Raw genomic sequence first — 26,105 nt, forward strand, 5'->3', positions numbered from 1 at the left:
GCCTTAGCCTTGCGTTCAGGCCTTGTAGCTGGGCAGTTCGATGACGTAGGTGTCCACCGCAGCGTTGCCGTCGAGCACGGGGTTGCTCGGGTCGCCGCAGCCCCAGTCGCTCTGGAACAGGATGCGCGTGCCGCTGGTGCTCAGGGTGACGTTGGTCTGCGCCCAGTAGTTGCTCTGCGGCGCGTTGCTGTAGTTGCCGGTGCTGCGGTGGTGGGCGAAACGGTAGCTGATACCGGTGGTCAGGCTGGTGAGCATGATCTCCTGATCCAGCAACGTCTTGGGGTTGGGCGTCGGGCCGCTGTTGCCGGTGCCGTAGATGTTGCCGGTCATGCCGGTGACGATCCACATCGGGTTCATCCAGGCGGTCGAGCCGGTGAGGCTGCCGGTGGCGGGATAGCCGAATACCGGCGAGCTGGATTCGCCCACCAGGTTCTGCACCTGCCCGGTGAGCAGATCGGCGGCGATGACGTTGCCGTTGCCGCCCGTGGCGCGGTTGAACTGCGAGCCCACCAGCACGTCGTGGCCCGCCGCGTTCATCGCCGTGTCGCAATGTTCGTAGGCGTCGAAGTTGACGGTGCGGACATACTTGCCGTTGATGTCGAGGATGAACACCCGACCGTTCTGGGTGTTCTGCGAGGCCGGGTCTGGCGCCACCCAGCCCTGGCCCGACAACAGCGGAAACGGCGTCGTGCCTCGGGCCTGCGCCTGCGCCACATAGCTGGTGTCGTAAAACACCATCTGCTTGGTCGTCTGGTTGAAGCCGAACACATTCAGCCCCAGTTGGCCGTTCACATTCGGAATGCCACCGGCCCCCAGGCCCCAGATGCGCTCGCCCCTGGCGTTGATGCCCAGCGCAAACGGATAGCCGCAGCGCACCGGCCCGTCTTTCGGCCAGCCCGCGGGCAGATTGGGAATGAAGTTGTATTCCACCGTCTTGACCCCGGTCTCGACGTTGAGCGCGGTGAGGTTGGCAACAATCGTGCTGCCCTCCGAATGGTTGTCGATGTAATAGAGCGTGGCCGGATCCTGATGATCCCAGTAGAACTGTTCGACGTCGCCAGGGTTGATGTCAATGAACTTGATGAAGGCGTAGGTGGTGCCGTCATACATGGCCCAGCCCTGCTTACCGCCAGACTGCATGGTCGATCCGGGCACGTACAGCACGAAGCGGGTTTCATTGCTGTTCCAGGCCATGGCCGTGGGATAGGCCGGTGCGGCGCAGACATTGTTGAAATCGGCCACGCAGTCGGTGATGCGGGTGATGCGCGTGCCGAAGTCAGGATCGGTCACCGTCTGCCCCTTGGCCGGCTTGGCCAGCTTGCTGTAGGAGATAAGCTGGGTGCCGTAGTTCTGCAGGCCAGCCGACAAATCCTTGCCTGCGGTCACGGGCACAGGCGACAGTACTCCGTCAGGCACGGCCATTGAGGCTGCACCGCCACCGCCGCCGCAAGCCGACAGTGCGCCGACCGCAGGCAGGGACAGCAGGGACTTCTTGATGAAACGACGTCTGGAAGGAATCATGACTCAGTCTCTACAAAATGAGGTGCGTTCGGGCCTGATTCAGGGGGCTTCGCGCACGGGTTGATCGACGGCGGCGGAGGCGGAGCGTCTGCCCGCCGCCCAGGACAAAAGGGCATTCTTGGCCGGAACTTCCCACAATCGGTAAACGGCCAGGGAAGCCAGAATCATGGCCACAGCCAATAACGGCGCCAGCAGGGCCGAAGCCGCACTGCTCTCCGTCCCGAAGTGCTGCCGCACCATATCGAGAATGGCCACGCCGATGGATTGGTGCAGCAGATAAAGGCTGTAACTGGCCACACCCACCGCAGCAAGGGGGCGATACCCCAGCCACGCCACCCAGCGCGGCCGAAACAGAAAAGCCAGAAAAACGGCGTAGGACAGACCGATGACGATCAGCGGCCATACCGTCCCGGCGCGCAAGCCGAGTTGCAGCGTGGCCAGCGCCACCACGGCCTCGACCAGCAACACCCTACCGATGCGGCTGTCGGCGTCGGCATAAAGGGCATAAAACCCGATGCCCGCCACGAACCACGGCAGGGAGCTGAGCGCAAAAACGAAGTCGATCCCCCAGAGATGCGGAAAGTCCAGCGCGCGCATACCGAGATAGGCCAGCACCAGCGCGCCGAACAGCCAGGCGAAGGCCCGAAAGAACCTCTGTGCGCCAAAAGTGAAATAGATGATGCTCACCCACAGATAAAACTTCACCTCGACGAACAGCGACCAGTACGCACCATCGACGGCCTTGAACGGTGTGCCGAACGCTTTGCTCCACAACAGCGGGTCGGTGAAGGTCAGACTGGGGAGAAAGTCGCGCCACTGCGGCGAAAACGCATTCTGTGGCAACGCATGCAACACGGCAAACGTCAGCAGCGAACAAATCAGCATGGTGGGAAACAGGCGTGAAAACCGCTTCCAGAAAAAATGCCCGATGCTCCGACACCGGAACAGCGTCATGCTGATCACAAAGCCAGAAATGATGAAAAACAGCTCGACACCAAAATCGCCATATTCGAACAGCCAGAAATGCGCACCCAGATCGCCATAGGGGTAGAGATTGGCCTCAGACAGAGGCGGCGTCCAGCGGACGAAATAGTGGTAGCCGATGACCAGCAGGATCGCGACAGCGCGAAGGCCGTCGAGGACTCTGAGGCGATGTTGTTCTTCCATGGTCTGGCGAGGGAGTGGGATCGCATGCCTGCGTTGCCGCTTGACGCGCGGAACTTAGGTCAGGAAACCGATATTGAACACCCCCCGTTCTAGCCACGGGCGACTCGGCCGTGGTGCATCGGGAATCCGCCCCGCTGCTGCGGGGCGGACAAAACGCATCAGTTGGGCTTGTAGGACGGCAGCTCGATGACGTAGGTGTCCACCGAAGCATTCGGGTTGATCACCGGCGCCTTCGGGTTGGCGTTGCCCCAATCGCTCTGCACCAGAATGCGTGTGCCGCTGGGGCTAGGCGTCACGTTGGTCTGCGCCCAATAGTTGTTCACCGGGGCGTTGCTGTAATGACCGGTGGAGCGGTGATGCGCAACACGGAACACGGCGCCAGTATCCACGTTGGCCACGCTGACCTCCTGGTCGATATAGGTCTGCGGGTTTGCCACCGGCGCGTTGTTGCTGCCATTGTCCGCCGTGCTGCCATAGGGGCTGCCGGTCACGCCCATGGTCACCCAGCCCGGTTGCTTCCATGCGCCCGAGCTGATGAGGGTGCTGGTGCGGGGATAGCCGTCGCCCTTGCTCACGCCGATGACGGTGCTGACAGCGCCGGTGGAGAGGTTCGCCACCATGAGGTTGCCGCTGCCCGACGGGCCATCGTATTGCGTGCCCACCAGCAGGTCTTCGCCCTTCGCGTTGATCGAGCTGTCGAGGTGCTCGATAGCGTCGAACTGCACGGTGCGCACGATATTGCCGTTCAGGTCGAACACGACGGTGGTGTGGTTCGCCCAATCGGGCCAGGCCCATCCCTTGCCGGATTTCAGCGGAAACGGCGTGGTGCCCCTCGCCTGCGCCAGGGGGATGCCGTTGTAGCGGGTCATCTTGCCGGTCTTGGCGTTGAAGCCGAAGGCGTTGAGGCCGAGCTGCCCGCTCACGTTCGGGATGCCGCCCGCGCCCAAGCCCCACAATTCCAGATCGCCGCCGCTGTAGAACGGATAACCTGCGCGCACCGGCCCGGTGGTGGGCCAGCCTTGTGCCTTGATGAGCGGGGCGAAGTCGAACACTTGCGTTTGCACGCCGGTTTCGACGTTGATCTCCATCATTTTCATGATGATGGTGCCGCCGGATTCACGGTTGTCGATGTAGACCAGCTTGGTCGGGTCGGAATGGCTCCAGTAAAACTGCTCGATGTCGGGCGGGTTGATGGGCAGGAACTTGATGAAGGCGTAGGTCTTGCCGTCGAACATGGCCCAGCCTTGCTTGCCACCGGTCTTGGCACCAGTGACGTAGAGCACGAAGCGGCTTTCGTCGCAGTTCCAGGCTTGCGTCGTGGGATACGCGGGAATGGTGACGTTGGCGTTGAAGTCGGCCAGGGTATCGGTGATGCGCACGATCTTGGTGCCGGGGAAGTCGGGATCATCCACGCGCTGCAGCTTGGCGGGCTTGGCCAGCGGGGAGAACGGGCGCAGAGCCTTGCCGTAGTCGGTCAAACCACTGGCGATATTGACGGTCGTGGGCGCGCAGGTCGTCGACACTGGAGTGATCGGTGCGGGCGTGGTCGAGACGGGCGTTGTGGGTGCCGTAGCAGTTGTAGGCGTCTGGCTCGTCGTGGGAGCAGCGCCTAGCGTGGGCGATGCCGTGCCGCCGGTGACGGTCGGTTGCGGGCTGGCGATGGCCGCAGTCCCAGTCGACGAGGTGTCAGCAGAGGCGACGCCGGTGGTCCCGCCTCCGCCACAGGCCGTCAGGTAGATGGCCGCGAAAAGTGCGGCGCCTGCGACCTTGATCCTGGAAATATTCATGGCAACTCCCTCAAATGGGCACTACACCGGCATGGCTCGTTTGCTCCACACTGGCGCTTGGCCGTCAAAATGGACGGATCTACAAGCGGGGTCTCCGCCATCGCCGCAAAAAAACGAAATCTAATAGACGTTTTGTTACACATCAACGACACAATGGCGTTGTTTTGAAGCTTCGACTTGTTTATGGGGCCGCCTTGATGCAACCCAAGTTCAAGAGGATGTCAACAAAAAATACCCGGACGCTGGAGCGAATTGTCGATTTTTTCCGACATCATGGCGATCGGCGCACCCTGACAGGGTGCATCGGAAATTGCTGATTCTACTGTCAGAAATTTCTGATAGTCTCTGCGTGTAGCATGCATGAAAGTCGGATGCACAGGCGCCACGCCCACTGCACATCACAAAATGACCCCTTCGAAGCAAAACCATGCTGAAGATTCATCGGCTCGAGTGGCGCCACGGCCGATTGCGGCGGTCGATCCGCGCGATCTGATCGAACAGCTGCCGGGCTTCGTCTTCCGTCTGCGCCATGAGGGGGCACAGCTGCATTTCGATTTCGCCAGTGCGAGCTGCGAGGCCGTGCTGGGCCTTCCTGCGGGCGCCTTGTTGGCTTCGGCGAAAAGCGTTCTGGACCTGATCGACGCTCGGGATCTGCCCGCTTTCCATGCCGGGCTGCAGGCGAGTGTCGGCTCGGGGCAGTGGAACTGGGAGGGTCGAATGCACACTCCGCACGGCCTGAAGTGGGTGAACCTTCGCGCCCGCACCCGCGCGACGGGCGCGCTGGCGGCCGAGTCGGTCGGCATCATGCTCAACGTGACGCAAAGCCACTTGCGTGAATCGCAGTTGCTCGATCAGTCCACCGATTTGCGGCAGACGGCCTCGCATCTGGAGTCGGTACGGGAGGCCGAGCGGGCGCGAATGGCGCGCGATCTGCATGACGATCTCGGGCAGGTGCTCACCGCGCTGCAAATGGACATGGCCTTGCTGCGTCGCAGGTTTGGCGCCCCTGAATCGGCGGTGCTGTTCGACAACGTCGACAAGCTCATCCGCGCCGCTGCCGATGCCGGTCGTCGGGTGGCGGCGGAACTGCGGCCGAGCGTGCTCGATCTGGGGCTGGAGGCCGCATTGCGCTGGATGGCCGAGCAATACGCCAAGCGCTACGACTTGCGCGTGATCACCCAGATGAAGGTCAGCCGTGAGGTGGACGATCTGATCGCCACAGAGCTTTTCCGCGTCGCGCAAGAGGGCCTGACGAACGTGGCGCGACACGCCAAGGCACGGAAGGCGTGGGTGCGCTGCTTCGAGGCCGACGACGGGCGGGTGTGCATTTCGGTCGAGGACGACGGCGTGGGTTACAGCCCCGCGACGGTGGCGGGTGCGCCGCCGTCGCGGGGCCTTCGCGGCATGCGTGAACGTGCGGCGGTTTTCGACGGCAACTTCCAGCTCGATCAGTCGCCCCACGGCGGCGTGCGGGTGAGGGTCTGCCTGCCCGTGGCCGGGGAGACCGCTCGTGGATGAACTGCGCGTGCTCATCATCGACGACCATGCCTTGCTGGGCGAGAGTCTGGCGCGCTTTCTCGACTCCAACGGCATGCAGGCGCAGTGGTGCAGCGATGTCACCCTGGCCATGCAGACCATCCGCGACCAGCCCTGGAGCGCGGTGCTGCTCGATCTGTCGATGCCGCAGGGCAGCGGGCTCGATCTGCTCAAGCGCATCAAGCTCGCGCATCCCGAGTTGCCGGTCCTCATTCTGAGCATGCATCCCGAGCAGCAGTTCGCGCTGCGTGCGCTGCGCGGCGGCGCGGCCGGTTATCTGACCAAGGGCTGCAGCCCCGATGTGCTGGTCGAGGCCATTCACAAAGTCGTTCAGGGCGGGCGCTATCTCACCCCGGGCGTGGCCGAGCAGCTGGCCAATTACATGAACGAAGGCGCCGCCTCCGAGGCGCCTCATGCCCGGCTCTCCGATCGCGAAATGCAGGTGTTCATGCGCCTGGTCGAAGGCAAGTCGGTCAATCAGGTCGCGGATGAACTGCACATCAGTTGCAAGACGGTGAGCACGCACAAGACCCGGCTGATGCACAAACTCGCCCTCGACAACGACGCCGACCTGGTGCGTTACGCCATGCACCAGGGCATCGTGAGCTGAGAGCTTGTGAACATTTCAGCCATGCCCGCCTTGCACGCCAAAGCGCCCCTGCTCTTCGTTGCAAATGCTCGCCATAGCTCGGGCTATGGCTGTGCTTTGCGCCTCGAGCGGGGGCGTTTTGACGCGCCTTTCGGCCACGGCCGAAAAATACACAAGCTCTGACCACTGCCCAGACACGAAGCGCCGCGGTTTTTATACTGCCGCTGATGCAAGCTCCCTTCTCGCCTGACCGCGCGGTGCAACTCGCGCGAGACACCCTGGATATCGAAACCCGCGCCCTGGTGGCCCTGCGCGAGCGCCTGGCCAGCCCGCCTTTGTCGCGTGCCCTGGCGCAGGCGGTGCAGTGCATTCTGCAGAGCAGCGGGCGGGTGGTGGTTTCGGGCATGGGCAAATCGGGCCATGTGGGTCGCAAGATTGCGGCCACCTTCGCCTCCACCGGCACACCGGCCTATTTCGTCCACCCGGCCGAGGCCAGTCACGGCGATCTGGGCATGGTCACACGTCAAGATGTGTTCCTGGCGCTGTCCAACTCGGGCGAGACCGAGGAGCTCACCCGCATCGTGCCGCAGGTCAAGCGCCTGGGCGCCACCCTCATCAGCATGACGGGTCGCACCGACTCGACCCTCGCGCGGCATGCCGACATCCTGCTCGATTGCGCGGTGGAGCAGGAAGCCTGCCCGCTCAATCTGGCCCCCACCGCGAGCACGACCGCCCAGCTCGCGCTGGGTGACGCCCTGGCCGTCGCCCTGCTCGACGCCCGCGGCTTCGGTCCGGATGATTTCGCCCGCACCCACCCCGGCGGCAGCCTGGGGCGCAAGCTGCTCACCCATGTTCGCGACGTGATGCGCAGTGGCGATGCCGTGCCCACGGTGACGGGCGACGCGCCCTTCACCGCTGCGTTGATGGAAATCACCGCCAAGGGTCTGGGCATGACCGCCGTGGTCGATGTCCAGGGCGTGCTGGCGGGCATCATCACCGACGGCGATCTGCGGCGGCTCATCGAAAAGGGTGCCAACCTCAACACGCTGCAGGCGCAGCAGGCCATGCATCCGCAGCCACGCACCATCGGCCCGGACGCGCTGGCGGTCGAGGCGGTGCAGCTCATGGAGCAATATCGCATCAACCAGTTGCTCGTGGCCGACCCGCAGGGCCGCCCCGTCGGCGCGCTCAACATGCACGATCTTTTCGCCGCCAAGGTCATCTGACCCGAACCTCGCCTTGCCATGGACGCCACGCCCCGCCTCGCCTTCGACCCCGAACTCATTCTCGCTGCGCTCGACGTGCGCCTGCTGCTGCTCGATGTCGACGGCGTGCTCACCCCCGGCGATCTGCTCTACGGCGCCCAGGGCGAGGAGCTCAAGCGCTTTTCCACCCTCGACGGCCACGGCCTCAAGCTGCTGATGAGCACGGGCATCGAGCCGGTTGTCATCTCCGGGCGCGACAGTCCGCCGCTGCGCGCGCGCATTGCCGAACTGGGTCTGCGGCACAGCGTGCTGGGAAGCAGCGCCAAGCTGCCCGCCGCGCAGAGCCTGATCGAGCAGCTCCAGTTGAACTGGACACAGGTCGCCATCATCGGTGACGACTGGCCCGACCTGGCCCTCATCGCGCGCGCCGGGTTCAGCGCAGCGCCGCCGCAAAGCCACCCGGAGGTGCTGGCGCGCGTAAGGCATATCACCCGCGCCCCGGCCGGGCTGGGCGCGGTGCGCGAGGTCTGCGACCTGCTGCTGACGGCGCGTGGCGCCTACGCCGCGCTGCTGCAGGACGCCCTCGACGGCGCACCCCATACACCGCCGAGGCCAGCCATCGACCCCGTCACCGGCACCCTGGCCGCGCCCGGTGCGGTATGGCCCAGCGCGCGTTGACAGGCAACCGGCAATGCATATGAACATGCGACAGCTCTGGCTGCGTCTGAGCGCCTGGAGCCCCATTGTGCTGCTGGCCCTGGCGGCTGCGTTCAGCTGGTGGGTGGCGCAAGTGGTGATGCGCGCCGAGCAAGGGCCGAAGATCGGCCCGGCGCACTCCGCCCTGCCCGATTACATGCTGCACGAGTTCTCGGCGGCCAGCTACAACGCCCAGGGCCAGCTTGGTGCGGTGCTGCAAGGCACGCAGATGGATCACCGACCCGACACCGATACCTTCGAGATCACCGCGCCGCAACTGCGGGCTGTCAGCCCGCAGGGCATCGTGACCACGGCCAGCGCCCAGCGCGGCCTGGCCAACAAGGACGGCAGCAATATTCAGTTGTTCGGTCACGCCGTGGTGGAGCGCAGCGGCACAGGGGGGCAGCCGCCACTGATCGTGCGCGGCGATTTTCTCAACATCTTTCCGCAGCAGCAGATCATTCAGTCCAACCAGCCCACGGTGGTGCAACAGGGGCAAACCGTGTTCTCCGCCAACACGGTGGACTTCAACGCCATCGCCGGCACCGCCTCGATGCAGGGGCGGGTGAAGGCCGTCATCGTCCCCGGCGCTTCCACGCAGGCCAACTCACCATGACGATCGCGCCCCATGCCCCGATCGTCCTGCTCACCGGCGCGTCGAGCGGCATCGGCGCGGCGCTGGCCTCGGCCTACGCCTCGCGCGGCTGGCGGCTGGTGTTGATCGCGCGTCGCGCCGAGCGCCTGGAAGAAGTCGTCCGCGCGGCCGGGCTCGACCCGACCGACGCCAAGCGCGTGCGCCTCATCGCCGCCGATGTGCGCGACGCAGGCCGTCTCCGCACCGAAGCCGATACGCTGCTGCGCGAATGGGGCTGCCCGCAGGTGGTCATTGCCAACGCCGGCATCAGCCACGGGGTCGATCTGTCGCAGGCGGACGATCTGGACGTGGCCGCCAACATCATGGAAGTCAACTGGACCGCAGCGCTGGCAACCCTGGCTCCCTTCATCGCGCCGATGCGCGCGCGCGGCAGCGGGGCGCTGGTGGGTATCGCCAGCGTGGCCGGGGTGCGCGGCCTGCCCTGCCACTCGGCCTACTGCGCCAGCAAGGCCGCCCTGATCCGCTCACTCGAAAGCCTGCGGGTGGAACTGCGGCCCAGCGGCGTGAAGGTGGTGACCATCAGCCCCGGCTATGTCGCCACCGCCATGACCGCGGGCAACCGCTTCCGCATGCCCTTTCTCATCAGTCCCGTGGTGTTCGCCCACCGCGCCCTGCGCGCGATCGACGCCGGACGCGCCTACGCCACCATACCCTGGCAGATGGCCGTGCTCAGCAAGTTTTTGCACGTCGTGCCGCGGGCGATTTTCGACCGCTACGCCGGACGCTACGGCCGCAAGCCGCGCAAGGACGAATGCGATCCATGCCATGCCATGACCCGGCGCAACCGCATCCGCCGCAAATAGCCCTGCATCAAACGACCGCGCGGCGACGGCTGTAGACCCAGTTGGCCGCAGCCAGCAGCAGCCCCCCCAGGAAAATTAAGGTGCTGAGTACGAACACCTGCGGCGGGATGCCGATCTTCACCGCCCCATACACCCACAGTGGAAAGGTGAGCTTGGGTCCTGCGACAAAGTTGGTGATGATCACATCGTCGATCGACAGCCCGAAGGCCAGTGCCCCCGCAGCCACGACACCTGGCAGGATCAGCGGGAAAGTGACATGGCGGAAGATCTGCCACGGCGTGGCGCCCAGGTCGGCTGCGGCGCGGTCGATTAGGCGATCCAAACCCGACACCCTCGCACGCACCACCGCCACGACGAAGGCCAACTCAAAGGCCACATGCGCAATCAGGATGGTGAGCAGCCCCTGCGGCACGTTCAGCGCAATGAAAAACGACAGCAGCGACGCCCCCACCACCACCGAGGGTGCGGCGATGTCGATGAAGACCAGTAGGTCGGACATCGCCTTGCCGCGAAAGCGCCATCGGCCCATCGCCAGCGCCATCGGCGTGCCCAGCAGCAGCGCGATGGCGGTGCTGGCGAAGCCGATCTCCAGCGAATGAAGCAGCGCCGAGGTCAGGTCGGCGATGCCAAAAGCGTGCGCATACCAGAACAACGTGAAACCATGCCAGAACAGCGTGACGCGGCCATTGGGCGTATGGTTGAAGCTGTACACCACCATCACCGCAATCGGCACCAGCACCAGGGCGATGAGCAGCCAGGTGTAGGCCTGAAGAAGCGCCTGTCCCCAGGCCCGACTCGGCCGGTGCACGGGCGGCGAGAAGCGCTCAGGAGGCGGCATAGTCCTGGATGCTCTCGGTGCCGAAGGCGCGCGCATACAGCGCGATGATCAACAACATGGCCAGCAGCAGCAGCGTCGACAGCGCCGCAGCCATGGGATAATCCTGATCGACGAAAAAGTTGTTGTTGATGATGTTGCCCACCATCAGCGTGCCCGGACCACCGAGGATTTCGGCATTCACATAGTCACCGGTATTGGTGATGAAGACCAGCAGGAAACCGGCGAAAATGCCCGGCATGGACAGCGGCAGCACCACGCGCAGAAAGCCTTGCAGCGGGCTGGCGTACAGGTCTTCAGCGGCGCGCAGCAGACGGCGATCGATTTTCTCCAGCGCGACGAACAGCGGCATCACGTAATACGGCAGGCGGTTGTAGACCAGGCCCCCGATCACCGCTGGCGCGGTGGACAGCACATGCGCGCTTTGCGGCAGCAGACCCCAGTGTTTGAGCGTGCCCAACACGATGCCCTGATCGGACAGGATGAACTGCCACGCCAGGGTGCGAATGACGAAGGTGACGAAGAACGGTAACAGCAGCAGGAACAGATAACCGGCCTTGTGGCGTCCGCCGTGAAACGCGATCCAGTACGCCGCCGGATACGCCACGGCAAAGGTGATGGCGGTGGACAGACCGCCGTACTCAAAGGCGCGCACGAACTGGCGGTGGTAGCGGTGCAGTGCGTGCCAGAACTCGATGTAATGCCCGCTGTAGGTGTAGCCCGAGATCGGGTCGCCGCTGGCCGCCGAGAGCATGAGCATGGCCCCCAGCGGCACCACGAAGAACAGCAGCAGGTAGGCCCAGGCCGGCAGGCTGAGCAGGTAAGGCGCGGCGGCGCGAGTGAAGCGCCAGCGCCGCTTGGTGCGCCGCTCTCGGCGGCTTGGGCGTTCACCGCCTCACTCCACCACCGGATTAAAGATGCGCAGGTATTCCTGGAACTCGGCGTAGTCCTTGAACACGAAGTAGTTGCGCGCCTTGGCCATCATCGCCTTGTCGGGGAACACCAGCGGGCTGTCGGCCACCGCCGGGTCTTTGATGACGTCGCGGATATAGGCCTGCGCCGCGGGAACGGGGCAGATGTAGTTGACGTAGTCTTCCACCAGACCGGCGATCTCCGGGGTGTAGTAGAAGTTCATCCATTCGAGGGCCGATAGCGGGTTCTTCGCCCCCTGCGGGATGAACATGTTGTCGTGCCAGTACATAGCCCCTTCCTTGGGGATGATGAACTTCAGGTCTTTGTAGCCCTGGGTGTTGGCCTGGTAGATATCGCCCGACCAGGCCATCGAAATCCAGGTGTCGCCGCTTTCCAGCGCCTTGATATAGCTCTGGTCGTAATACTGCCGCACCAGCCCGTCCTTGCGCTGCTGCATCAGTTCCTTGGCGGCTTTCTTCCAGTCGTCCACCGTGGCCTTGGCAGGGTCGATGCCGAGCTTGAGCAGGCCGAAGTCGCCGTACTGCGTGGGGTTCTTGAACATGCCCACATGCCCCTTGAAGGCAGGGTCCCAGAGGTCGGCCACCGAGGTGATCTCGCGCTTGGTCAGCTTGGGGTTGTAGCCTATGCCGGTGAAGCCCGACTGCCACACCGTGGTGTAGGTGTTGTGTGGGTCATAGACCGGGTTGAGGATGCTCGGGTCGGCGTTCTTCCAGACGTTGGGCAGCTTCTCCTTCCACAGCGGAATCGCCCAGCCCTGCTGCAGCAGTTCGGTGAACTGGTAGCTGTCGTTGGTCATCACCGCGATGTCGTAGCCGATGGGCTCGCCGGCCTTGAGCAGCGGGGCGATCTTGGCGAAAAACTCGGGGTTGGACTGGATGGGCTCCAGGTACTTCACCGCGATGCCGGTCTGTTTGCTGAACATCTCCAGCGTGGGGTGCTTGCCCGCCTTGGTCACGTCGATGTAGAGCGGCCAGTTGGCAAACACCAGCTCTTTGGTGGGCTTCTGTGCCTTCCACCAGGCTTCCCACTGCGCCGGGCTGCGCTTGGTCCATGCGGCCTGCGCCACGCCGGGCAGGCCCAGAGCGCCCGCGCCCAGCAGGCCCGCTGCGGCGAGCAGAAAGTTGCGCCGGCTCTGCATCGCCGGGCTCTGCGACAGTCGCGGCTGGGTGAGGCCGCGCAGCAAGGCCGCGGGCAGGCCACGCAGGTCGGGAGGATCGTCGTCAGGATGGTGCGTCATGTTCTGGCTCCAGGAGTGTGAGGCTGGGGGGGTTCGACCATGAACGTGTGGTGTGGCTGCCAGCCCAGCCGCACCGCATCGCCGCATCGCGGGTACAAGCCCGCGCCGAGGTTCTGCGCCACCACGGTGAAGCGCGCGCCGCCTTCCACCGCGATGCTGTATTGATGGCTCACGCCGATATAGGTCACCAGCTCGACTTGACCACGCAGACCGTTCCAGCCGGAGGGCAGCTCGGCGTCGGGCGAGTGCAGCACAATCTTCTCCGGCCTCACCCCGACCTGCACCGCCGCATCGGCCCGATCTTCGCCAGCCGCGCAGGGCCGCGCCAGTAGCTCGGTGCCGTCGTGTAGACGCACCCGCAGCAGGCCGCCTTCGCTGCCCACGAGTCGACCGTCGAGCAGATTGGAGGCGCCAAGGAAGGTGGCGACGAAGGCGTTGTCCGGCTGATCGTACACCGCGTGCGGTTCGCCCACCTGCATCACCCGCCCACCGGACATCACCGCCAACCGGTCGGACATCACCATCGCCTCCTCCTGGTCGTGGGTCACGAACAGAAACGTGATGCCGACCTCGGACTGGATGCGCTTGAGCTCGATCTGCATCTGTTTGCGCAGCTTCATGTCCAGCGCTCCGAGCGGCTCGTCGAGCAGCAACAGGCGCGGGCGGTTGACCAGTGCCCGCGCCAGCGCCACCCGCTGCTGCTGGCCGCCGGAGAGCTGCGCCGGGCGGCGCTTTTCGTGGCCCGTGAGCGCCACGAGTTCGAGCATTTCGGCCACACGGCGGCGTATCTCCGCGGCGTCCGCGCCGCGACGGCGCAGACCGAAGGCCACGTTCTCGAACACGTCCAGATGCGGGAACAGCGCGTACGACTGGAACACCGTGTTGATCGGGCGGCGATGCGCGGGAAGTTGGGTGATGTCGGTGCCGCCCAGCACGATGCGCCCGGCCTCGGGCAGATCGAAGCCGCCCACCATGTTCAGCGTGGTGGTCTTGCCTCCGCCCGAAGGGCCGAGCAGGCTGAAGAACTCACCCGCGCCGATATGCAGCGAGACGTCATCGACCACGCGGTTGCCACCATAGGTCTTGCTCACCCGCTCGATGCGCAGATCGCCTTCGGGCACGCCCACGGCGCCAGGATCCGCCCCAAGGGCACTGCCTTGCGCGGAGATGGATGCGTCGGTCAACAGCACCGAGCGCGGAGCCAGTGTGTGCAACATGCGGTCGATCATAGGGCGGCCCCGGGTCGCCGTGATGTAAGAAAGATGCTGATCCGTAACACTTTGCGGCGCCGCACCACAATGGCCGGAAGCACAAGGCAAAGCCCTGCGATGGTGCAGCGTCAAGCTTCGTGTTGGGGCACGGTTCTGCGGCTTGCCGCGTATTCCGCCAGTTGCAGTGCGGCCAGTTGCTCGGCGGCGGTGTCACCCAACGCCGCGCACAGCACTGGATCGGCCAGCAACGCCTGTGCCGCGGCCCTGAGATCGGAGGGTAATGGGGGCGCGCTGGCCGCGGCCAGCGCGTTCTCGGCAAGATCGGCGGCGCAGGCTGGAGGAGGTTCGAGCGCGCGGTCGATGCCGTCCAGCCCGGCCGCGATCAGCCCAGCCAGCGCCAGATACGGATTGGCCGCGGCATCGGGCAAGCGCCACTCGAAGCGGCCCATCAGGGTGCGCACGAGCGCGGTGCGGTTGTTCGGGCCATGCGCCGCCACGCTGGGTGCCCAGGTGCTGCCCGATTGGCTGTGCGTGGCGCCCAGCCGCACATAGCTGGCGGCAATAGGCGCGGCCAGGGCGCAAAGCCCGGGCGTGTGCGCCAGCACCCCGGCGACGAAGTGCCGACCCAGCGCGGACAGTTCACCCTCACTCGGCACCGCATCGAACACCGGCTGCTCGCCTTGCCACAGTGAAACGTGGAAATGCAGGCCGCTGCCGGGCTGATCAGCGAGAGGCTTGGGATGGGTAGAGAACACCGCGCCATGGCGCTCGGCCGCTGCATGTGCGGCGAGCTTGAACAGCATCAGCCGGTCGGCACTGACCAGCGCCTCGGCGTGAAGAAAATTGATTTCGTATTGGCCGTTGGCGTCTTCGTGGTCGATCTGCAGCACCGTCAGGCCACAGGCTTCGAGCCATTCACGCAGGGTGTGCAGCAGCGGCCACTGGCGCAGCAGGCTGTGCAAGTCATACGAAGGTTTGGCGAGGCGGTCGCGCTCGTCGAATGGAACGAGACCCTCCATACCCGGTTGGAGCAGAAAGAACTCGGGCTCGATGCCGACCTGCAGCGTCCAGCCGCGGTCGGCCAGGCGCGCCGTGGCGCGGCGCAGTATCTGTCGGGGGCAAGCGTCGAAGGGCTCCGCATCGACGAAGCCGTCACCGACGATGCGCGCCACTCCCGCAAGCCAGGGCAACGGTTGCAAGGTCGTGGCGTCGCCGCGGGCGTAGTACTCGCTGCGCGGCCCTGTGCGGGGCAGCCCGGTGCCGACGATGGACGGCCCGGCGAAGCCCGCGCCGTTGCGCAGCACGGTGCCCAACTGGTGCAGCGGCACCAGCTTGCCCTTGGCCTCGCCCATCAGGTCGGTGAACTGCACCAGCAGGGTGTGGATGCCCTGCTCGGCCAGCGACTCGGCGATGGACGAGACGGCGGGTTGACCCTCCATCGCGATACCGTCAGAGCTTGGCCGCAAGCAGCGAGGCGTCGAGGATGTCCAACGCCTCGGCGAACACGGCCTCGGTGATGGTCAGCGGAAACAGGAAGCGCACCACGTTGTAGTCCACGCCGCAGGTCAGCAGGATGAGGTGGCGTTTGAGCGCCTCGGCCTGCACGCGCTTGGTGAAGTCGGCGTCGGGCTTGCCCGTGGCCGGGTCGTTGAACTGCACCGCCACCATGGCGCCCAGACCGCGCACGTCGGCGATCTGCTTGACGTCGCCACGGCGCGCGTTCAGCCGGGCCTTGAGCTTGTCGCCGAGCTTCTGCCCGCGCGCTGGCAACTGCTCGTCTCGCATGACCTCGATTACCGCATGCGCGGCGGCGACGGCCAGCGGGTTGCCGGCATAGGTGCCGCCCAGACCGCCGGGGGCGGGTGCGTCCATGATCTCGGCCCGGCCGGTCACCGCCGACAGCGGCGTGCCCGCGGCCAGCGATTTGGCGATGGTCATGAGGTCGGGCAGCACGCCGGTCTGCTCGAAGAAGTGCTCCATGGCAAAGAGCTTGCCGGTACGGCCGAATCCGGTCTGCACCTCATCGGCGATGAGCACGATGCCGTGCTGGTCGCACAGCTCGCGCAGCCACTTCACCGCCTCCGCGGAAATGACGTTGAAACCGCCTTCGCCCTGGATGGGTTCGAAGATGATGGCGGCCACGCGCGCGGGTTCGATGTCGGCCTTGAAGATGTGCTCCACGGCCTTCTTCACCTCGGCCAGCGGCACGCCTTCTGCGGGGAAGGGCGCATGGTAGATCTCGGGCGGGAAGGGGCCGAAGTCGGCCTTGTACGGCTGCACCTTGCCGGTCAGCGACACGGCGAACAGGCTGCGGCCGTGAAACGCGCCGCCAAAAGCGATCACGCCGCCGCGCTTGGTATGGGCGCGGGCGATCTTCACCGCGTTTTCCACGGCTTCTGCGCCAGTGGAGAACAGCGCGGTCTTCTTGGCATGGGTGCCGGGCGTGAGGGTGTTGAGCTGCTCGGCCAGGGCCACGTAGCTTTCATACGGCACGACCTGATAGCAGGTGTGGGTGAAGCGTTGTAACTGCGTCTCGATGGCGGCGACGATCCTGGGATGGCGATGGCCGACGTTGAGCACGGCGATGCCCCCAGCGAAGTCGATGTAGCGCTGGCCTTCGACATCCCAGAGCTCTGCGCCCTCGGCGCGGTCGGCATAGAAGCCGGCCATCACGCCCACGCCGCGCGGGGTGGCAGCGGCGCGGCGGGCTTGCAGTTGTTCATTGAGTGAGTGGTTCATGGTGGGTTCTCCGTAGGCCGGAATCATTTCGCGTCGATGCGAATCCAGGTGGTCTTGAGTTCGGTGTATTTGTCGAAGGCGTGCAGCGACTTGTCGCGGCCGTTGCCCGACTGCTTCACGCCGCCGAAGGGCACGGTGATGTCGTCCTCGTCATACTGGTTGACGTGCACCGTGCCTGCCTGCAGCGCCCGCGACACGCGCACCGCGCGGTCGATATTGCGCGACCATACGCCCGCGTGCAGGCCATAGGCGCTGTCGTTGGCCAGGGCAATGGCTTCCTCTTCCGTCTTGAAGCGGATGACCGAAAGCACCGGGCCGAAGATCTCCTCACGGGCGATTTTCATGCTGTTCTTCACCCCGTCGAACACGGTGGGCGCCACGTACTGGCCGCCGGTCTCCTGCAGCGCGCGGCAGCCTCCGGCCACGCACTTCGCCCCTTCGTCGATGCCGGCCTGGATGTAGCCCAGCACGGTCTGCGTCTGGGTTTCGTCCACCAGCGCGCCGAGCACGGTCGAAGCATCGAGCGGGTCGGCCGGGTGGTATTGCGGGGTGAGCGCGGCGAGTTTCTCGACAAACGCATCGGCGATGCTCTCTTGCACCAGCAGGCGCGAAGGCGCGTTGCAGCTCTCGCCCTGGTTGTAGAACATGCTGCCGATGGCCGTGCTGGCGGCGCGATCGAGATCGTCGAAATCGGCGAACACGATGTTGGCCGACTTGCCGCCAAGTTCGTTGTACACGCGCTTGAGGTTGCTGCGGCTGGCGTACTCCAGCATGCGCCGCCCGGTTCGGGTGGAGCCGGTGAAGCCGATCGCATCGACATCCATGTGCAGCGCCAGCGCTTCGCCAGCCTCGTGGCCGAAGCCGGGCACCACGTTGAACACGCCTTCGGGCAGACCGGCTTCGAGCGCCAGCTCGGCCAGGCGCAGCGCGGTGAGCGGCGATTTTTCCGAGGGTTTGAGCACCACGCTGTTGCCCGCGGCAAGTGCCGGGCCCAGCTTCCACGAGGCCATGAGCATCGGGTAATTCCAGGGCACGATGGCGCCGACCACGCCCATGGCTTCGCGGGTGACCAGGGCAAGGGCGCTGCTGCCGGTGGGGGCGATCTCGTCGTAGATCTTGTCCACCGCCTCGCCATACCACTGGATGCAACGGGCGGCGGCCACCACATCGGTGGACAGGCTGTTCTTGATGGGCTTGCCCATGTCGAGGGTTTCGAGCAGGGCGAGTTCGTCACGCGCGTCGCGCATGGCCTCGGCAAAGGCCACCAGCACCTTCTTGCGCGCCGCAGGCGGCTGGCCGGCCCAGCGGCGATCGGCGAAGGCGGCGCGGGCGCTGGCCACGGCACGGTTGATGTCGGCCGCCTTGCCTCGGGCGACGCGCGCGATCACCTTGCCGTCGATGGGAGAAATGCAGTCGAACAGACTGCCGTCGGCGGCGTTCCAGCGGCGGCCGTCGATCACCATGCGACCATCGATGCCACGCTGGATCAGGTCGGCCGCGTGTTGATGCCAGATGCGGTTGAAGTTCTCGGTCATGCGAATCTCCTGGGTGAGGGATTTAGGTCTCGTTCTTTTTCTGTAGCGCCATGATGGCGTAGTGCTTGCGCACCCGGGTGTGGTTTTCCCAGACGCCGCTGAATCCACCGGGCACGACGAAGGCGTCTCCGGCGTGAAAAGACTGCGCTGTGCCGTCGTCTGCGGTGAGGGTCATGCGCCCTTCGAGCAGCACGCAGAACTCTTCTTCATGCGGGTCGTAAAGCACCCGCCAGGCGCCGGGTTCGCCCTGCCAGATGCCTGCGGAGAACTGGCCGGTGGGGTCGGTGTAGTGATTCCAGGCCTGTTGCTGCGGGTTGCCGCGAAGGATGCGGCCTTCGGTCGGCGAGAAGGCTTCGGGCGCCACCCCGGTCGTTGTGAAGGCGATGGGGTGGGGCATGATGGGTTCGAGGGGGAAACGAATCGGCGGCAGGCAAGGCGCCCGCCGCCGCAAAACACAGATCAGAAGCTCACGACCACGGAAGCGGCGAGCAGGTTGTTGCTCTTCTTGTATGTGCCGTCAGACACGTTGTAGAAGGTGGCGAGGTTGGCACGGTCGTAGCGGTACTCCATCTTCAGCGTGGTCGATTCGGTGAGCAGGTAATTCCAGCCCAGCGACAGGGCAAAGCGATTGGCGCCCTTGTTCGGGTCGGTGATGGTCCAGGCACCGGCCACCGGGTCGTACGTGTAACCCGGGCCAAAGCCATTGATGCCGTTGAAGGCGCTACCGCCGAGAGCGTCGACAGAGCTTGACGCGTTCATATACCCGCCTGGCAGGCCGCCGCCGTTGCTGCTGTTGTTGAGGTAATCGGCGCGTGCGAAGCCGAGGAAGCGCGGGGTGAAGTTGTAGGTCAGCATGCCCGAGGCGCCCCACCACTTGGCCTTGCCGCCGTTGTAGGCCGCACCGGTCTGCTGGCCGTAGCCCAACTGGCCGTAATAGCCCCAGTCGCCCTGGGTCAGGTAGCCGTCCACCTCGAACATCTGCGCGGTGGAAGTGCCGGTGGGGAACAGCGGGGTGGTGCCGTCGGCAGCCACGTTGCTGTTAGGCAGCTTGCCCACCATGCCCCAGAAGCCGATGTCGGCATTGTCGTAGCCCGGCGGGGTGTAGTCGGCGCGGAACACCACGGCGGGGGCGCGGCCACCGTCTCCGCCGTAGTAGTAGCGGGGCGAGTTCATGTTCGCCACCATGGCCTTCCATTCCCAGTTGCCCACGGACTGATCCAGGCCAACGCCGGTATAAGTCAGCAATTCGGTGAAATCGAACAGCAGGTTGTGGGTGATTGGCTTGGTCTGGTTATCCCAAACGGATTCGTAGCCCTCCCAGTCGGGAATCTGACCGGCGATCAGCTTGGTGTCGTTGTTCAGCGGAATCGCCACCGAGGCCTCGTTCACGATGGAGTTGCCGTTCATGTTCACCCCGTTGCCACGGTCGGGCGCCAGAGTCAGGTTCCACATCACACCGCCAGCGGTCTCTTTCTGGAACTGGATGTAGGCGCCGCCGAAGTAGGAATTGTCGTAGTTGTAGAGCGAATAGGCGCCGGGGTCCCCGTTCGAACGATTCAGAAAGACGAAGGAACTGGCCTGCTGATCCTGGTTGTAGACGTAGGCCGGAGCGATCATGCCGCTGACCTTCAGGCCTTTGAAGCCGGAGGATTCGGTCTCTTGCTTGATGCCCGACACTTGCACATCGGCATGGTTGGCGGTTTGGGTGGCCTCGTCGGTGGCCTTCTGGTTGTCGGTGATCTGCGTCTGCTGCGCCTTGACCTGCGCTTCGAGCTGCTGCACCTTGGCCTTGAGGGCCTGCAGCTCGTTGAGGATGTCGGCGTTGGTGTCGGCATGCGCCAGCGGAGCCAGCCCCATGCTGGCCGCCAGCACGGTGAGTTTGAACTTGTTCATCATGGTGAGCCTCCAGGTTTTGTTGATTTGACAGGTTGAGGGTGTTGCACTTGCTCAGGGAAAAAAGCGTTCATCCGGCGCGGCTCATCGCCCCTCCGCGGTCATGAAGCCGACACCGAATTCCTTGGGCTGTTGCGGCTCGGCATCCAGCCGCAGAGCCTGCGCCGCCTGCTTCGCCCGCAGCCGTTCACGCCGCGCCATCAGCAGACTGCTCACCGCCACGGCGATGATGACCAGATACACGGTGATGGCCCCGACCACATTGATGGTGGGGCTCAGCCCCAGGCGGGCGCGCGAGAAGATGACGACCGGCAGCGTGGTGCTGCCCGGACCGGAGAGAAAGGCCGAAATCACCACCTCGTCGAGCGAGAGCGAGAACGCCAGCAGCCAGGCGGAAATGAGCGCCTGCGAAATGGATGGCAGGGTGACGAGCATGAACACCTGGAAGGGGCGCGCGCCCAGGTCCATCGCCGCCTCCTCGATGGAGCGATCCATTTCCTTGAGGCGCGACTGGATGACCACCGCGGCATAGGAAATGGCCATGACGGTGTGGCCGATGTAGATGGTGAAAAAACCCTTCTGCGGAAAGCCCAGCGCCTTCTGCACGGTGACGAAGAACAGCAGCAGCGCCAGGGCGATGACCACGGTGGGCATGACCAGCGGAATGTTGATCATGAAGTTCAGCAGACCCTTGCCCGCGAAGTGCCGATAGCGCACCAGCGCGAACGCCGCCAGCGTGCCCAGCAGCACCGACGTGGTGGCCGTGGCCAGCGCCACCTTGAGCGACAGGATCAGGCCGCTGATGACCTCCTGATCGTGCACCACGGCGCCATACCACTTCAGCGTCCACCCGCCCCAGATGGTGACCATGCGCGAGTCGTTGAACGAGTACACCACCAGCACCACGATGGGCAGGTAGAGGAACAGGTAGACCAGGATCATCCAGGTCAGTGGCAGCACGGCGTTCTTTTTCATCGCGTGCCCTCCAGGCTCTTGGTCTGGTACTTGTTGAACACCGCGATGGGAAGCAGGATGAGCACGATCATCACGATGGCCACGGCCGAGGCGCGCTGCCAGTCGAGGTTGAGGAAGAACTCGTTCCACATCACCCGGCCGATGTTGAGCTGCGACGGCCCGGCCAGCAGTTCAGGAATGACGTACTCACCCACCGCCGGAATGAACACCAGCAGGCTGCCGGCGATGATGCCCGACTTGGACAGCGGCACGGTGACCAGCCAGAAGGTTTTCAGCGGCGTGGAGCCCAGATCGGCCGCAGCCTCCACCAGCCGGTGATCCATCTTCACCAGCGTGGCATAAAGCGGCAGGATCATGAAGGGGATGTAGCCGTACACCATGCCGATCATGAAGGAGAACTCGGTGAACATCATGCGCAGCGGGGTGTGGATGATGCCGACCCACATCAGCGCCTGGTTGACCAGGCCGTTGACGTCGAGCAGGTTCTTCCAGGCGTAGATGCGGATGAGGAAGGATGTCCAGAACGGCAGCATCACCAGCATCAGCAGCGCCGGGCGCACCGTGGGCTTGGCTCGGGCAATGAAGTAGGAAAACGGATAGCCGATCACCAGACACAGCACGGTGGTGAGCAGTGCGTACCACAGCGACGACAGGTAGGTGACGATGTAGAGGCTGTCTCGCACCAGCGCCAGATACGGCGCGAAGCGGATGTGCACCTGCAGCGCGTCGTTCACATAGCTGACCAGCGGATCGAAGCCGATGCCCAGCGCGTCGGTCTCCGACACACTGATCTTGAGCAGAATGAAGAACGGCGCCAGCAGGAAGGCCAGCAGCCAGATCTGCGGAATGCCGATGACCGCCTTGCGGCCCCAGTTGATCGGTTTGCGCGGTTTGGGCCTTGCGGCGGTGTCGAGGCTGTTGGGCATGATCGGGCGCTTTTCTCAGTCGACGATGACCACGGGCGCGTTGGGAGCCCAGTGCGCCGTGACCTCGGCGCCGATGTCGAACGGGTCGGCATGGCGATCGGCGTTGGACACCGTCACGCGGATGCGCCGCTGGCTAGGCAGCAGCAGTTCGTAGGCGGTGTAACTGCCCATGTAGGAGCGCCCCGACACCTTGGCCCAGAGCGCGTTGTGCGGCAGGCTCTGACGACCCTCGGAGAGAATGATTTTTTCCGGACGCAAAGCCACGCCCAGCGGCATGTTGAGGGTGCCGCTGATGCCGTGGCCGATGTGAAACAGCGCGTCGTCGGTCTGCACCTCGCAGTGGTCCGGCTCGTCGGTGACGAGCTTGCCGTCGAACAGGTTGACGTTGCCGATGAAGTCGGCGATGAATCGGGTCTGCGGATGTTCGTAGATTTCGATGGGCGTGCCCAGTTGCAGGAACTGACCGTCTTTCATCACGGCGATGCGGTCGGCCATGGTCATGGCTTCTTCCTGGTCGTGGGTGACCATCACGCAAGTCACGCCGACCTTGCGCAGAATGTTGACGAGTTCGAGCTGGGTGCGCTCGCGCAGCTTTTTGTCGAGCGCGGCCAGCGGCTCGTCGAGCAGCAGCAGCTTGGGGCGCTTGGCCAGGCTGCGCGCCAGGGCCACGCGCTGCTGCTGACCGCCGGAGAGCTGGTGCGGTTTGCGCTTGCCGTAGGGCTTGAGCTGCACGAGTTCGAGCATCTGCTCCACGCGCGTGGCAATGTCGGCCTTGGGCATGCCGTCGCGCTTGAGGCCGAAGGCGATGTTGTCGAACACGGTGAGGTGCGGAAACAGCGCGTAGGACTGGAACATCATGTTGATCGGCCGCTCGTAGGGGGGCAGGTCGGTGATGTCCTGACCTTCGAGCAGGATGCGGCCGGCGGTGGGCGTCTCGAAGCCGCCGAGCATGCGCAGCAGCGTGGATTTGCCGCAGCCCGATGAGCCGAGCAGGGCGAAGATTTCACCCTTGTGGATGTCGAGATGGATGTCGTTGACCGCGACGACTTCGTCGAAGCGGCGGGTGATGCCGTCGATGCGCAGGAACGGCTGGTCATTCGGGGAAGGGGGCGTCACGACGCAGACTCCATCGGCGGGAAAACGGGTGTTGGGTCATAGAACCGCCGCGGCACCCCATGCCATAAGGGCCGCGGCGGAGGCTTACATCACAGTCCGGTCTTGAACTTGGTGTACAGACGCGTCACCAGACGGCGCTGTTCCGGGGTGTAGACCTTGGGCGGAATCAGCTTGGCCACCATGTCGGGCTTGAGGAACACGAAGTCGTTGTCCTTGATCTTGGCATCGACATAAGGCAGCGACGACGGCACCGGGTTGGCGTAGGTCACGGTGTTGGTGTCGGCCGCGGCCACCTTGGGTTCGAGCACGTAGTTCATCCACTTGTAGGCGTTGTCCACGTTCTTGGCGTCCGCCGGGATGGCCATGGTGTCGATGAACACCACGGCGCCGTGGGTGGGCGGGAACACTTCGATGTTCACCCCGTTCTTCGCCGCCTTGGCGCGCGCCGCGGCGATGCCCATGTCACCCGACCAGCCCAGCGACATGCAGATGGAGCCGCCGGCCAGGTCGTTGATGTAGCCCGAAGAGGAAAAGATGCTCACGTCCTTGCGCACCTTCTGCACCATGGCGTAGGCCTTCTCGAAGTCGGACGGTTTTTGCGTGTCCTGCGGAATGCCCAGGTAGTTGAAGGCAGCTTCCATGATGTCGCCGCCCGAATCGAGCATGGAGATGCCGCAGGACTTGATCTTGTCGGCGTAGGCCGGATCGAAGATGAGTTGCCAGGGGTTGGCCGGCAGCGGCGTGGAGCCCAGCGCCTTTTTCACCTTGTCGACATTGATGCCCACCGTGGTGTAGCCCCACATCCAGGGAATGAGATATTTGTTGCCCGGATCGACCGCAGCGAGCTGTTTCATCAGCCCGGGATCGAGGTTCTTGTAGTTGGGAATCTTGGACTTGTCGATCGGGTGCAGCAGCCCGCCCTTGATGTCGATGGCCGCCCAGTTCGACGACGGCACGACGATGTCATAGCCGGTGTCGCCCGCCACCATTTTGGCGAAGAGGGTTTCGTTGGAATCGAAGGTGTCGTAGCGCACCTTGATGCCCGTGGCCTTCTCGAAGCCGGGCACCGTGGTGGGCGCGATGTAGTCGGACCAGTTGTAGATGTTGAGCACCTCGGCCGCCTGCGCCGGGGCGGTGGCCGCACCGAAGGTCAGCGCGGCAGCGCCGGCCAGGACGGCCGACAGCAGTTTGCGGCGCGTGGAAGTTTTCTGCATAGGTTGTGACATAGATGACCTCTCAAGTGTGTGTAAAACCGTTAGGGATGACAACAGGTGAAGCGAGGTGCTGCTTTGCAATTCCCGTACCAATCGGCGTAGACGATTGAAACAAGAATGACGATTTATACCAATCCCTTCAGCCGCAGATCGGAAAGCGTGTCATCCAGGCTACGGCGGATGCGGCGGATCATCTCGTCGATCTCCGCATGCGTGATGACCAGCGGCGGGGCGATGATCATGCGCTCTTCCACTGCGCGCATCACCACGCCATTCTTGAAGCAGTGGTCGCGGCACGTGTAGCCCACGCCCAGATCGGCCGGAAACAGCGTCCGGCTGGCCTTGTCCTTGTAGAGCACCAGCCCCGCGACCATGCCCAGGGCGTCAACGTCGCCCACCAGGGGATGATCGGACAAGGTTGCGAATTGTTGTTGCAGGTAAGGCGCCGTGTCGGCAGCCACGCGCTCGACCACCCCTTCCGCGCGCAGCGCGCTGACGTTGGCGATGGCCACGGCGCAGCAGGTCGGATGGCCCGAGTAGGTGAAGCCATGGTTGAAGTCGCCGCCCTGCTCGATCAGCACCTTGGCCACGCGGTCGCCCACCAGCACCCCGCCCAGCGGTAAGTAGCCCGAGGTGACGCCCTTGGCGAAGGTGATGAGGTCAGGCCGGAAATTGATGTGCGGATGCTGGCAGCCGAACCAGGTGCCCAGCCGACCGAAACCGCAGATGACTTCATCGGAGATCAGCAAGATGCCGTACTTGTCGCAGATGCGCTGGATTTCGGGCCAGTAGCTCGCCGGGGGAATGATGACGCCGCCCGCGCCCTGCACCGGCTCGCCGATGAAGGCGGCCACCTTATCGGCGCCCAGCTCGAGAATCTTGGCTTCGAGCCAGCCCGCGGCGCGCAGGCCGAAGTCGTGCGCGCTCTCGCCCGGCTTGCCATGCTGCAGTTGATAGGGCTGGTCGATGTGGGTGATGCCCGGCAGCGGCAGGTCGCCCTGTTCGTGCATGCCGCTCATGCCGCCGAGCGAGGCACCGCCCAGGGTGCTGCCGTGGTAGGCGTTGTGGCGGCTGATGAGGGTTTTGCGCTGCGGCTGGCCCATCAAGTCCCAGTAGCGACGCACCAGACGGATGATGGTGTCGTTGCCCTCGGAGCCCGAGTTGGTGAAGAACACGTGGTTGAAGCCGGGCGGCGCCACCTGCGGCAGCAGCGCCGCCAGTTCGGCGGCAGGAGCCGTGGTGGTCTTGAAGAAGGCGTTGTAGAACGGCAGGGTCTGCATCTGCCGAGTGGCGGCATCGACCAGGTCTTGCCGTCCGTAGCCGAGGTTGACGCACCACAGCCCGGACATGCCGTCAATGATCTCGTTGCCTTCCGAGTCCCAGATGCGCACGCCCTCGCCGCGCACGATGACGCGGCTGCCCGCGGCGTTCAGGCTCTTGGTATCGGTGAAGGGATGCAGATGGTGCGCGGCGTCCTTGGCGCGCAGCGCGGCGGTGTCGAAGTGGGGAAGGTCGTTGGGTTTCATGCGAAT

General features: G+C 64.6%; 23 protein-coding genes. 6 read left to right on the forward strand and 17 right to left on the reverse strand.

Going from position 1 to position 26,105, the window contains the following annotated elements; translation table 11 throughout:
* Positions 1–15: 15 nt before the first annotated feature.
* The 3 genes from ASC45_RS01640 to ASC45_RS01650 all read right to left on the reverse strand — a co-directional run bounded on the left by ASC45_RS01640 (position 16) and on the right by ASC45_RS01650 (position 4,475).
* Entirely contained in the window at positions 16–1,521 is a 1,506-nt protein-coding gene (locus ASC45_RS01640; RefSeq protein WP_055449276.1) for a hypothetical protein, read from the reverse strand.
* A gap of 39 nt (positions 1,522–1,560) precedes the next feature.
* On the reverse strand, positions 1,561–2,688 hold the full coding sequence (locus tag ASC45_RS01645) for an acyltransferase family protein (protein ID WP_082454182.1): 1,128 nt from the start codon (positions 2,686–2,688) through the stop codon (positions 1,561–1,563).
* A 158-nt stretch (positions 2,689–2,846) separates the two neighbouring features.
* Entirely contained in the window at positions 2,847–4,475 is a 1,629-nt protein-coding gene (locus ASC45_RS01650; RefSeq protein WP_245609908.1) for a hypothetical protein, read from the reverse strand.
* A gap of 405 nt (positions 4,476–4,880) precedes the next feature.
* Between ASC45_RS01650 and ASC45_RS01655 the strand changes: the two genes are divergently transcribed.
* From ASC45_RS01655 to ASC45_RS01680, 6 genes are all read left to right on the forward strand, one after another.
* Positions 4,881–5,993: a PAS domain-containing sensor histidine kinase gene (locus ASC45_RS01655; protein ID WP_082454184.1), complete on the forward strand. Its 1,113-nt coding sequence runs from the start codon at positions 4,881–4,883 to the stop codon at positions 5,991–5,993.
* Positions 5,986–6,621, forward strand: a complete 636-nt coding sequence (locus tag ASC45_RS01660; protein ID WP_055449278.1) for a response regulator — start codon at positions 5,986–5,988, stop codon at positions 6,619–6,621. Before ASC45_RS01655 ends, ASC45_RS01660 begins: the two co-directional genes overlap by 8 nt.
* A gap of 206 nt (positions 6,622–6,827) precedes the next feature.
* Positions 6,828–7,826, forward strand: coding sequence for a KpsF/GutQ family sugar-phosphate isomerase (locus ASC45_RS01665; RefSeq protein ID WP_055449279.1), 999 nt, complete (start codon positions 6,828–6,830; stop codon positions 7,824–7,826).
* 18 nt (positions 7,827–7,844) lie between these two features.
* Positions 7,845–8,483 (forward strand): KdsC family phosphatase, encoded by a 639-nt coding sequence (locus ASC45_RS01670; protein WP_055449280.1) that lies wholly within the window; start codon positions 7,845–7,847, stop codon positions 8,481–8,483.
* 25 nt (positions 8,484–8,508) lie between these two features.
* The gene (gene lptC / locus ASC45_RS01675) at positions 8,509–9,117 is read left to right on the forward strand and encodes an LPS export ABC transporter periplasmic protein LptC (protein ID WP_245609909.1); all 609 of its coding nucleotides are present in this window, start codon (positions 8,509–8,511) and stop codon (positions 9,115–9,117) included.
* The gene (locus ASC45_RS01680) at positions 9,114–9,959 is read left to right on the forward strand and encodes an SDR family oxidoreductase (protein ID WP_055449282.1); all 846 of its coding nucleotides are present in this window, start codon (positions 9,114–9,116) and stop codon (positions 9,957–9,959) included. Before lptC ends, ASC45_RS01680 begins: the two co-directional genes overlap by 4 nt.
* Before the next feature lie 7 nt (positions 9,960–9,966).
* On the opposite strand, the gene ASC45_RS01685 is transcribed toward ASC45_RS01680, so the two are convergent.
* From ASC45_RS01685 to ASC45_RS01750, 14 genes are all read right to left on the reverse strand, one after another.
* Positions 9,967–10,797: an ABC transporter permease gene (locus ASC45_RS01685; RefSeq protein WP_055449283.1), complete on the reverse strand. Its 831-nt coding sequence runs from the start codon at positions 10,795–10,797 to the stop codon at positions 9,967–9,969.
* Entirely contained in the window at positions 10,784–11,554 is a 771-nt protein-coding gene (locus ASC45_RS01690; RefSeq protein ID WP_245609910.1) for an ABC transporter permease, read from the reverse strand. Before ASC45_RS01690 ends, ASC45_RS01685 begins: the two co-directional genes overlap by 14 nt.
* 135 nt (positions 11,555–11,689) lie before the next feature.
* Positions 11,690–12,964: a polyamine ABC transporter substrate-binding protein gene (locus ASC45_RS01695; protein ID WP_055449285.1), complete on the reverse strand. Its 1,275-nt coding sequence runs from the start codon at positions 12,962–12,964 to the stop codon at positions 11,690–11,692.
* Positions 12,961–14,181: an ABC transporter ATP-binding protein gene (locus ASC45_RS01700; protein ID WP_082454200.1), complete on the reverse strand. Its 1,221-nt coding sequence runs from the start codon at positions 14,179–14,181 to the stop codon at positions 12,961–12,963. Before ASC45_RS01700 ends, ASC45_RS01695 begins: the two co-directional genes overlap by 4 nt.
* A 122-nt stretch (positions 14,182–14,303) precedes the next feature.
* Positions 14,304–15,614 (reverse strand): glutamine synthetase, encoded by a 1,311-nt coding sequence (locus tag ASC45_RS01705; RefSeq protein ID WP_055449286.1) that lies wholly within the window; start codon positions 15,612–15,614, stop codon positions 14,304–14,306.
* A gap of 10 nt (positions 15,615–15,624) precedes the next feature.
* Positions 15,625–16,914 (reverse strand): 4-aminobutyrate--2-oxoglutarate transaminase, encoded by a 1,290-nt coding sequence (gene gabT, locus ASC45_RS01710; protein ID WP_055449287.1) that lies wholly within the window; start codon positions 16,912–16,914, stop codon positions 15,625–15,627.
* 23 nt (positions 16,915–16,937) lie between these two features.
* Entirely contained in the window at positions 16,938–18,449 is a 1,512-nt protein-coding gene (locus ASC45_RS01715) for an aldehyde dehydrogenase (RefSeq protein ID WP_055449288.1), read from the reverse strand.
* Between the two features lie 22 nt (positions 18,450–18,471).
* On the reverse strand, positions 18,472–18,846 hold the full coding sequence (locus tag ASC45_RS01720; RefSeq protein WP_055449289.1) for a cupin domain-containing protein: 375 nt from the start codon (positions 18,844–18,846) through the stop codon (positions 18,472–18,474).
* A 62-nt stretch (positions 18,847–18,908) separates the two neighbouring features.
* Entirely contained in the window at positions 18,909–20,345 is a 1,437-nt protein-coding gene (locus ASC45_RS01725; RefSeq protein WP_245609911.1) for a DUF3138 family protein, read from the reverse strand.
* 81 nt (positions 20,346–20,426) lie between these two features.
* On the reverse strand, positions 20,427–21,317 hold the full coding sequence (locus ASC45_RS01730) for an ABC transporter permease (RefSeq protein ID WP_055449290.1): 891 nt from the start codon (positions 21,315–21,317) through the stop codon (positions 20,427–20,429).
* Positions 21,314–22,243: an ABC transporter permease subunit gene (locus ASC45_RS01735; RefSeq protein ID WP_055449291.1), complete on the reverse strand. Its 930-nt coding sequence runs from the start codon at positions 22,241–22,243 to the stop codon at positions 21,314–21,316. The genes ASC45_RS01730 and ASC45_RS01735 overlap by 4 nt, the downstream gene beginning before the upstream one ends.
* A 15-nt stretch (positions 22,244–22,258) precedes the next feature.
* Entirely contained in the window at positions 22,259–23,359 is a 1,101-nt protein-coding gene (locus tag ASC45_RS01740) for an ABC transporter ATP-binding protein (RefSeq protein WP_055449292.1), read from the reverse strand.
* Positions 23,360–23,448: 89 nt separating this feature from the next.
* Positions 23,449–24,573: an extracellular solute-binding protein gene (locus ASC45_RS01745; protein WP_425427591.1), complete on the reverse strand. Its 1,125-nt coding sequence runs from the start codon at positions 24,571–24,573 to the stop codon at positions 23,449–23,451.
* Positions 24,574–24,698: 125 nt separating this feature from the next.
* A complete protein-coding gene (locus ASC45_RS01750; protein WP_055449294.1) occupies positions 24,699–26,099 on the reverse strand; it encodes an aspartate aminotransferase family protein in 1,401 nt (466 codons plus the stop codon).
* Positions 26,100–26,105: the final 6 nt, after the last annotated feature.

Origin of the sequence: Thiomonas bhubaneswarensis (assembly GCF_001418255.1) — a bacterium.
Classification (GTDB): domain Bacteria; phylum Pseudomonadota; class Gammaproteobacteria; order Burkholderiales; family Burkholderiaceae_C; genus Thiomonas; species Thiomonas bhubaneswarensis.